Annotated in this window: 6 protein-coding genes; 1 reads left to right on the top strand and 5 read right to left on the bottom strand. The window is 38.9% G+C overall.

Annotated elements, in window-relative coordinates; genetic code table 11:
* A partial coding sequence (locus E1176_RS11190) for a hypothetical protein (protein ID WP_155210698.1) occupies positions 1-359 on the bottom strand: 359 nt, incomplete at its 3' end.
* The gene (locus E1176_RS11185) at positions 359-2,584 is read right to left on the bottom strand and encodes a T9SS type A sorting domain-containing protein (RefSeq protein WP_155210697.1); all 2,226 of its coding nucleotides are present in this window, start codon (positions 2,582-2,584) and stop codon (positions 359-361) included. The genes E1176_RS11185 and E1176_RS11190, both read right to left, overlap by 1 nt.
* 97 nt (positions 2,585-2,681) lie before the next feature.
* Between E1176_RS11185 and E1176_RS11180 the strand changes: the two genes are divergently transcribed.
* Positions 2,682-3,959 carry a UDP-N-acetylmuramoyl-tripeptide--D-alanyl-D-alanine ligase gene (locus E1176_RS11180; RefSeq protein ID WP_155210696.1) on the top strand — a complete coding sequence of 426 codons (1,278 nt, stop codon included), beginning with the start codon at positions 2,682-2,684 and terminating at the stop codon, positions 3,957-3,959.
* A 13-nt stretch (positions 3,960-3,972) separates the two neighbouring features.
* Here E1176_RS11180 and E1176_RS11175 read toward each other — a convergent pair whose 3' ends face one another.
* The 3 genes from E1176_RS11175 to E1176_RS11165 all read right to left on the bottom strand — a co-directional run.
* Positions 3,973-4,851: a YicC/YloC family endoribonuclease gene (locus E1176_RS11175; protein WP_155210695.1), complete on the bottom strand. Its 879-nt coding sequence runs from the start codon at positions 4,849-4,851 to the stop codon at positions 3,973-3,975.
* Between the two features lie 40 nt (positions 4,852-4,891).
* Positions 4,892-8,200: a PD40 domain-containing protein gene (locus E1176_RS11170; RefSeq protein WP_155210694.1), complete on the bottom strand. Its 3,309-nt coding sequence runs from the start codon at positions 8,198-8,200 to the stop codon at positions 4,892-4,894.
* A gap of 6 nt (positions 8,201-8,206) precedes the next feature.
* The coding region (locus E1176_RS11165) for an NAD(P)/FAD-dependent oxidoreductase (RefSeq protein ID WP_155210693.1) at positions 8,207-9,270 on the bottom strand (1,064 nt) is incomplete at its 5' end.

Here is a 9,270-nt window from a genome sequence, read left to right as displayed (position 1 = left end):
TTTTCTCTAATCACATGCTCGTTTTGGTTTTTAAACCAGGGTATATCAAAGCTTTTCTCCATTCTCTCTAAAAACGAGTTGATTCCATTATGAACGACTATCAAATCGTGAGATTTCTCAAATTTGGCTAGCCTCTTCATTACTTTTAAGATCACGCCCGGGTTTTCATCTTCAGTTTCTAAATGCACAAATACAGCCGAGGCCTCCTCAATTGCTCTTACGGCAGTATCGACTACTACTGGTTCTGAATGATTATCTAAATCATAAAATGAGACGCCAGGCAATTTACCAACAAGACTTTTATTTAGGTTGAGCAGCGGTTGTGTTTTTACTATGGATATGTATAAAAAAAGCTGCATTATTTAGTTACCATAAATCTTCTGGCTTCAATTTTTCCTTCTCTCCGACCAACTACCGTGTAAATGCCACTCCTGAGTGAAGTGATATCAAGCGTAATTATTTCATTGGCCTTTATCGCTAAATCACTAAAAATCCGCTGACCAGAGATAGCGATTACATCAACCTTCATCGATTTTGTTACCCCTATTTTAAGAGTCTGATCATTTCTCACAGGGTTTGGGTAAATGGCTATATTTCCTCTCACCGGCAGCACAGGATTAATTACTGCCTCATTATTTTCTAAAACAATCAAACCACCTTCTCCCGTACCCATCACAAGCGCAGGTTTATCGGCATTAAATAAATTTGCTGTAGTTGCGTAGAGTTTATTACCAAGCCGCAGTGAGACGCTGTCATTTGATAGACTATCTCTAAATAGCTTTTCAACGCCCGGCCTCGGATCTTCCAGGTGATTTAAAAAGTCTGCATAAATAGTCGTGTTACCCCCGGCATCGCCAATAAACATATCCACACTTCCGTTTGCGTCTAAATCTTCTATCGTAACAGCCGGACTTTGCCTAAATACACTAAAATCTATACCATAAAATGGCTCCTCTTGTTTTTCAAACGTAGGTTCTTCGATCGGCCCTAAGCTTTTATAATACTCTAGCCTGCCACTTGATCGCCCTAATAATATATCGGGTAACCCATCTGAATCGATATCGAAAATCTCATAATTCTCGTTATTTGGAAATCTATCGCTGATTAGAAAGAGCTGTCTAAGTTCTGAGGAAGGATCAAAACTATTGGCCGATTGGTTGAGCAAATAATATATAGCTGTACTGCCTGAATTAGTAGACGTTGCACTAAAAACCAAATCGATATTACCGTCTAAATTTATATCTCTGAACTTTGGCTTTATATTAATCAGACCGAAAGCCGAAAATTGTTTGTAATCGTTATTTCTTAGCTCAAAAGATGGGTCAGTTGCAGTACCTACATTTTCATAATGTACCAGGGAGGCCCTGAACCCAAGGTTTTGTAATTGTAAATAACTGCCTATTAACATATCCTGATCACCATCTCCATCCAAATCAGCAAAAGCAGGGGCAGCGTTTTCTCCCAGGTCAATCATTTCATCCTGTAAAAAGTCCCTCTTTATAAATGCAAATTCTGGCAACTCATTTGTCCCGGTATTTCTATAAAACCAGCTGGAAGACTCAAAATTTATCGAACTATTGACATTCCCGGAAACATTTGGAGCGATTAGTAAATCATCAATACCATCCATGTCGACATCTTCATTATAAGCCGCAGGAAAAACAAAAAGACTAGCCGGATTAGACGAGTTAGGAAAGGCTGATGTGGCAGAAGAAATAAGGGCATTTTCTTGAGTGCCTGTGTTTGACAAGGCGAACAACTCTGTGCATTCCTCCTCAGACACTACCAGCTCTTTCACCTGGTCTCCATTTAGGTCAAGAGCTAAAAGTGATTTCCCTCCCTGGTGTTGTTGCCTACCAGATGATGAAGGGCATTCTGCACCGTTAAAAGCAAATTTACCACACTGGCATTCTTCGTATTCACCCCAATTTTGGGTTACCCGCTCATATTGTAAACTATCGCAATTGCCATCGCGCTCCATGCTCATATTTTTATGAAACTCAACGGTAGAAGCTCCTGAGAACCTGTAGGTCAAAATATCCAGGTCACCATCATCATCAATATCAGAAATTGACGGTATATCGGAGCTATTAACCTGAAGATTAATGGCAGAGTTAAACCCCTGTGTAAGTAAGTGTTTAAACTGACTGTCATTTCTAAAATTAAAAACTCTCCAACTCAACTTCTGCCCGGGTTCGGTTGTATTCACATAGACCGCAATACCTCGTGGGTCACTGACAAAAATATCCTTCTTACCGTCACAATTAAAATCCCTTAGTAGCATCCAATTTCTAATTCCTTCCGGAAAAAGAGTTTGTAATTCCGGGGCATATGTAAAACCACCATTTTTGGAGATAAATGGCAATATTTTATTTGCCGTTCGGTCATAAATAACCATATCCTGACTACCATCTCCATCTAAATCGATGGTGTTGAATTGAGGGGAATTTAAGCCACCTGCCCAGGCAAGTGATAGTGTGTCACCATCGTGTACTACTGGGATGTTTTGATTTAGTGTGTAGGTAAATTGGGCTGCCAGCGGACTCACTACCAGCAGAAGTATACATGTCAAAAATCTTGGCATAATTAATCGAGAAAACGTAACCTTTGAGTCCTGAAAGACATTATCAAATATAAATTTAAATTTTAAGCTATTTTAGCATAAAATAGAATATCCAGCTATGATCGAAACACTTTATAACCATTACCTGGCTAGTAAAAAAATATCTACCGATACTAGAAAAATAGAGCCTGGATCTATCTTTTTTGCTCTTAAAGGCCCCAACTTTAATGCTAACGAATTTGCAAAGGAAGCGTTGGATAAAGGTGCAGCTTTAGCCGTAATCGATGAGGCTAAATATAACCTCAATGATAGATATATATTGGTTGATGATGTATTAGAGGCCCTTCAAAATCTTGCCATTCATCATCGGAAAAAGCTTACTATACCGATCATAGGCCTTACAGGATCAAACGGAAAAACCACGACCAAGGAGCTCATAAATGCTGTGCTTTCAAAAAAGTACAATGTATTGGCAACACAAGGCAATCTTAATAATCACATTGGTGTGCCTCTCACAATTTTGTCTATAACTAATGATCATGAGATGGCCATTATAGAGATGGGGGCTAACCATGTAGGCGAAATAGCTGCTCTTAGTCGTATTGCTCACCCAACCCATGGTTTGATTACCAACATTGGCAAAGCACATCTTGAAGGTTTTGGAGGTATAGAAGGTGTAATACGAGGCAAAAGTGAATTATACCATCACCTGATACAAACGGTTGGTGTGGTCTGGATAAATTCAAGAGATGAGATCTTGAGCAATATGGCCAAGCGGTTTAAAAACCCGTTATTCTACCCTGGCGATGAAGATTACTATTCATGCGAATTGGTCGAGGCTTCACCATTTGTAAAAGTAAAGACTACAAACCAGACCATAGAAACTCAGCTTGTGGGTAAATACAACTTTGAAAATATAGCCGTAGCGCTGTGCATTGGAAAGTATTTTGAGGTACCCTCTGCTGAAGCTGAAGAAGCTGTGATGAATTACAACCCCACGAACAACCGCTCTCAGATTGTTAAAAAAGGTTCTAATACAATCATTCTGGATGCTTATAATGCTAACCCTAACTCAATGGCATCGGCAATAGAAAATCTTAAAATCATGGCTGGCGACCAAAAGGCGGTAATCCTAGGCGACATGAAAGAATTGGGGGAATCAAGCACTCAGGAGCATCTTAATATAATTAACATTCTATCTCAGGAAGATTTTAATGTATACCTGTATGGGCCAGAGTTTGGTAAGGCCCTTTCAAAATCAGGCGCCATATTCCATACGGACAATAAAAAAGAACTCCTGGAAAAAATCAGATCAAGAAACTTCAAAGATTCTTCGATACTGATTAAAGGCTCACGAAGTATGGGTTTAGAAGAAGTTGTAGAGGTGATAAGCTAATCACCTCTATCAGTTAAAGCACGTTTAGTACTTGTTCTTTAATTTTTTCCAGCTCTTCTTTCATGCCTACTACATGTTTTTGTATTTCAGCATCATTGGCTTTAGAACCAATCGTATTTATTTCTCTGCCAATTTCTTGTGAGATAAAGCCGAGCTTCTTACCGTAAGATTTATCTGATTGCAATACTTCGGTGAAGTGCTCTAAATGGCTCGAGAGTCTAACCTTCTCCTCAGTAATATCGAGTTTTTCTACGTAATAGATAATTTCCTGCTCTAAGCGATTTTTGTCGAGCCCTTCCTCATCTACATAGTTAAGTAAGTTTCCTTTGATTCTACTTTTAACACGTTCTATCCTCTCTGGATCAAGCTTAGTTACGGCCTCAAGGCCTTCTTTGATAGACGCAATGTAGCCAGAAAACTTCTCCTGCAGCTCTGCGCCTTCCTTTTTCCTAAAATCATCACACTGTTGCAGCGTCTTAACTACGAGCTCCTTTATCTTACCCCAACTTTCTTCATCAAGGCCTTGCTCACCAGTATTTATGACTACATCCGGTGCGCTGAGAGCAAGTCGAAATAGGTCTTGATCAGGAGCTATAACCTTATTTGAGAGTTTCTTAAGCTCATTATAATATTTTACAAACAGCTCCTCATTGTAAGTCTGTTTTTGTTCTGTGTCCGACTCATTGGCAAATTCTACATTGAGCACCACTTTGCCACGCTCAAGCATCTGCGTTACGAGATTTCTTATCTCAATCTCTTTTTCATTAAAAGACTTAGGAAGCCTTAAATTAAGGTCGAGGAATTTAGAATTAAGTGTTTTTACTTCAATGTTTATCGTTATACCTTCTTCTGAAAAGCTGGAAGAACCATACCCTGTCATCGATTTAAGCATGTACTCAGTGATTTTTTTTACGAACGCAAATGTAACTGACTTAGAAGTCGTATCCTAGTGTCACCATTAGGCGAGGATCTTGTGTATTGAAATCTTCAACCGGCCAGGCTAGGTCAAATTTCACGTAATAACCCAAAAGCATTGTTCTCAAACCTGCACCGTAGCTATATAGCCATGGGTTTTGAAAATTCTTAATATCTATCACAAAACTTCCCTCACGTATAGTCTCCGTGCTTATTGTATTCTCCTCATTAAATGGAGATTTTCCAGTCCATGCTGAGCCTATGTCGAAGAAGCCTGTAAACTGTAGATTTCTCAAAAAATTAGATGAGATAGGACCACTGGCCAGATATCTGATAATAGGTATACGTAATTCTGCATTGAAAAGTAACGTATTTCTGCCTACGATTGTCGCGTAGTCAAAGCCTCGGAGGTTAGTAGCATACTCGATAAACAGTAAATCATCATTGGGCCTTTCATTGTCAGGGCTAAGTGGATTGTTGTCTCCTCGGGTATTTTCTTGCTTAAAGAGCCAGTTATCCATTCCGCCTAATAAGAATTGCTTAGGGTCTCTTCCGAAAAACGAGCCGTAGTACAGCCTCGTGGCAAATACAATCTCACGATGTATTTTTTGATAATGTCTTAAATCTACCGTAAGCTTACTAAAACTGGCGTCTTTATCATCCAGACCTTCGTGGTGGGTAAACTCGATTTTTCCACGACTACCTTCTATTATATTCATTCCATTGATCAATGAATTATCATATACCAAAGCAGCCGATGTACCTACATACTTGGTAGAAACACCTTCCGAAAATTGAGGTGGAGAAATGCTGGTAGGGGTGAGGTTTTCGAAACGCGTCATAGTAAAAAATGGATTAACTTCGAATCTTGCCCTATTATTAAAAGGTAAAGCCGCACCTATCTGAATTGTATTTCGGCTATACTGTCGTTCTGTATTTTCTTCTCTTAATATTACACTTCTCTCAAAACGGGCTTTGTAATCTACTCTTGATTTCAAATAATAGTACTCTGCAAAAATATCACCACTGCGTAGGTTAGTGGCCAAAGCCCCTCCTCTAAACATGTGATTTTCTAGCATATCATACATCTCTGTTTCCAGAAAAATACCAAAGCCTCTAAGTGGGTCAATTAAGAATGAAGTGACCAGATTTTTAGCGCTGAATCTAGGCTCATAAGGATATGGCCCTGTTATGCTGTTCTTTTGCCTGAGTTTACGATACTGAGCTAGAAATGAATCTTTGGTGCCCCTGGTTTCTTCTAAAACATCCGTTTCAAAAGTGTAATCATCAGTATCAATTATTTCATTATCTTCTTCTACCACTTCAGGCTCTTCTACAGGCTCAACAGCCACCGTATCCATATCCGTCAATTGCAAGCTGTCTGAGATTAAGCTTATTTCTTCGTTGATTACTGTATCTACTTTTACATTGGCGGTATCTAATCTCTCAGCATTAAGCTCCTGTTCTTTTTCTTTTAAACGAGACTCAACAATATCCTGTATAGTGAGGGTTTCATCAACAGTGGCTGTTCTACGGGCTTTGAACTCACGTGCCTGAATCACCTGTTGCCTTGGGGTAATTGGCGTAAATATTTCTTGCTCAATATCAAAGTTAGGTACACTATATACATAATCTCGGCCTCTCTCGCTCATAGCCAGTGCAAGATGTCTGGAGTCAAAATCAATATCCCAGTTATCTACACTACTTGAGTAATTGGTCACCTGTGAGTATATCTCAGTAGAAACATCATACTTAAAGATATTTTTGATCCCTTTCTGATCACTGAGGTAGTAAATGGTATTACCATTGTAAGCCAAAGGCCTGGTGTCTTTACTTATCGTATTAGTGACTCTGCGTAATAGATTTTTTGTAGTATCGAGATTAAAAAAGAATAGGTTGTGATTGCTGCCTACCTTTTCAAAGCTTTTATCATCTAGATTGAGTGTATCTGTAGGTCGGTTTGAGCTAAAAACAATGGTGTTTGTATTAGGAACAAATGATGCATCAATATCATCATATACATCATCAAAAAGTCTTTTCACACGATCTCTTCTTGTACTCAGTAGATATAAGTCTGTTTTCCCATACACCATTCCACTGATGATGAGCAATCTACCATTGTCTGAAAAACTCATACTTTGCACCTGCTCAAATCGAGTAAGTTGTCTGGGGAGCTTGCTGTTGGTATTTAAATCATAAAGATCAAACCATAACTTGCCTTGTTTAGAGTGGATTATACCAAGCGTTGCACTGTCGACCCAATCAATCAATGGTAAATCAAAATTCACGTCCTGACTCACTACTTTATAACCACCTTTCAGAATAGTCTTCTCTTCTTTGGAATCAATGTCTTTTACAATCACTGCATATCTTCCAGCATTATTTTCTGTATAGGCCAGTTTACTACCTGAGTTGTTTACTGCTACATGACTGTAGGTTTTTCTTTTTTTATTTTTCCTATGTACAACTTTATACTCCGGATTAAGCGATAGGTAGTCTTGATTAACTCTACTATCTACGTTTACATAATAGGCCTGCCAGTTATACATAATCTGCTCAAATGGCACACCTAAAGTAATTGTTACACTTTTTTCTTCATTTCTAATGATCCTTGTGTAATTGAGAATATTAGAAATATTACTTCTTCCGTACTGCTCAGCGATATAATTCCATACAGACTGGCCTGCCAGTGCTGCCTCTTCACCCGTAAGTCTGCTCAGTCGCTCTGGCTTTCTGGTGGTGATATAATCACGTATATAATCATCCATTTCTATACTCCAACCCTCGGCCACATACCTGGCTGCTCCACTTATAAACCACTCAGGAAGATTAAGTAAAACGGAGCTTTGAAACATATCTTTAAGGCTTCCACCAAACATCATCTCATTTACCATGAGGGTTGATACCTTTATAATCAATTCATCCTTCAAGGCACTTATACTGCCCGGATGAGCTACTTCTATATACGGTTTTATAAATTGAGTCTCCCCGCCAGGGCCAATACCAGCCTGATCTAAGCCAACATTACTCTGTTGTAAATCTGAAACTGAATTGTAAAGGAATAATTTGGTTTTGGAATACGGTGGGTAGCCGATAAGATCGGTTATTCTATCAAATTCTTCTTCCAGGTATTCTATTACTTCTTTGGCAATGCGATCACCCCCTTGGTAAAAGTATACATCAAAATTTTCTGAGCTCAGAAAGCGCCATTCAAACTCTTCATACTGCACCCTGTTTCTCCCAAACTCTTCCTGAATCTGAGCTTGCCCGGCAAATGAAATAAGCAAGGCGACTATTACAAAAGTGCTGTAAAAATACTTTATCATTTAATTTTAGTGTGATTCCGAATATAACGAAAAATAGCGACTGATATTTACTTCCCTGTCGAGTTTGTTCCCCTCAAGCAAATGTTGCACAAAATGCCTCGCCCAATATGGTGCTAAAGAAACGCCCTTTGTTCCTAACCCGTTAAAAACCCCAATAGTTTCAAACTCAGGGTGCATACCTACAAACGGCCTCCTGTCTTTAGTTGCCGGCCTTAAACCAGCCACCTGATCTACAATCTCAAAATCGCCATCTAAAATCGCTTTCAGTTTTGAAATAAGCTGTTCTCGGGCTTTGCTAGTGGGCTCGAGCGTAGAGTCATTATGATCATAGGTAGAACCTACCTTATAAATATCATTACCTATTGGTAATACGAAAACACCCCGATTAAGGATATAATCTAATTTTACAGATGTTTTTATATATAAAATTTCACCTTTCACAGGTCGGATAGGAAGCCAGCTAAAGAATGTATTGGCTTTTAAACCTACGCCATCACAAAAAATAGCCTTGGTTGCCTCTACACCTTGGTAAGTAACCTTGCTACTATTTGGAATTAGTTCTTGATAATCAAAATTCTCATCAATTACAGTGTGCTTTTTGCGTAAAAAGTCCGTCACAGACTCCATGCATTTGGGGATGTCTAAATAACCGGTAGTAGCTAGTGCTAAGCCTCCGAAAGCATCATGCACAGCACTATGAGTTGACGAAGTATGTACTTTTTTAATGAAGGTTGTATAATTCTGGTCAGCACTTTTACCCATCCATTCGTTTTGCTCTTCAGCCTCAAAAAACGGCCTGTAAATTGTCTTTTTTATAAGAAACGTACCGCCTGTCAACTTCTCTGCTTCTTCATAATATGTTTCGAGATAGCTAAATAAATCATCTGCTCTCCACGTTTTCACCATTTTTCTTCCAGTAATTGGGTTGTATAGCCCGGCAGCTATTAAAGAAGATGGATTTTTTTCTTTACCTGTAAAAACAATCAGTCTTTTCCCAGCATTATGTAAATGTAAAGCCAGGGTACTACCCGCTAGTCCATTTCCTACTATGATGTAATCGTACCGATCGC

It is taken from the genome of Fulvivirga aurantia, assembly GCF_009711475.1.
GTDB lineage: Bacteria > Bacteroidota > Bacteroidia > Cytophagales > Cyclobacteriaceae > Fulvivirga > Fulvivirga aurantia.
The sequence above is the reverse complement of the archived record's forward strand: the minus strand, read 5'-3'. Positions and strand labels throughout refer to the sequence as shown.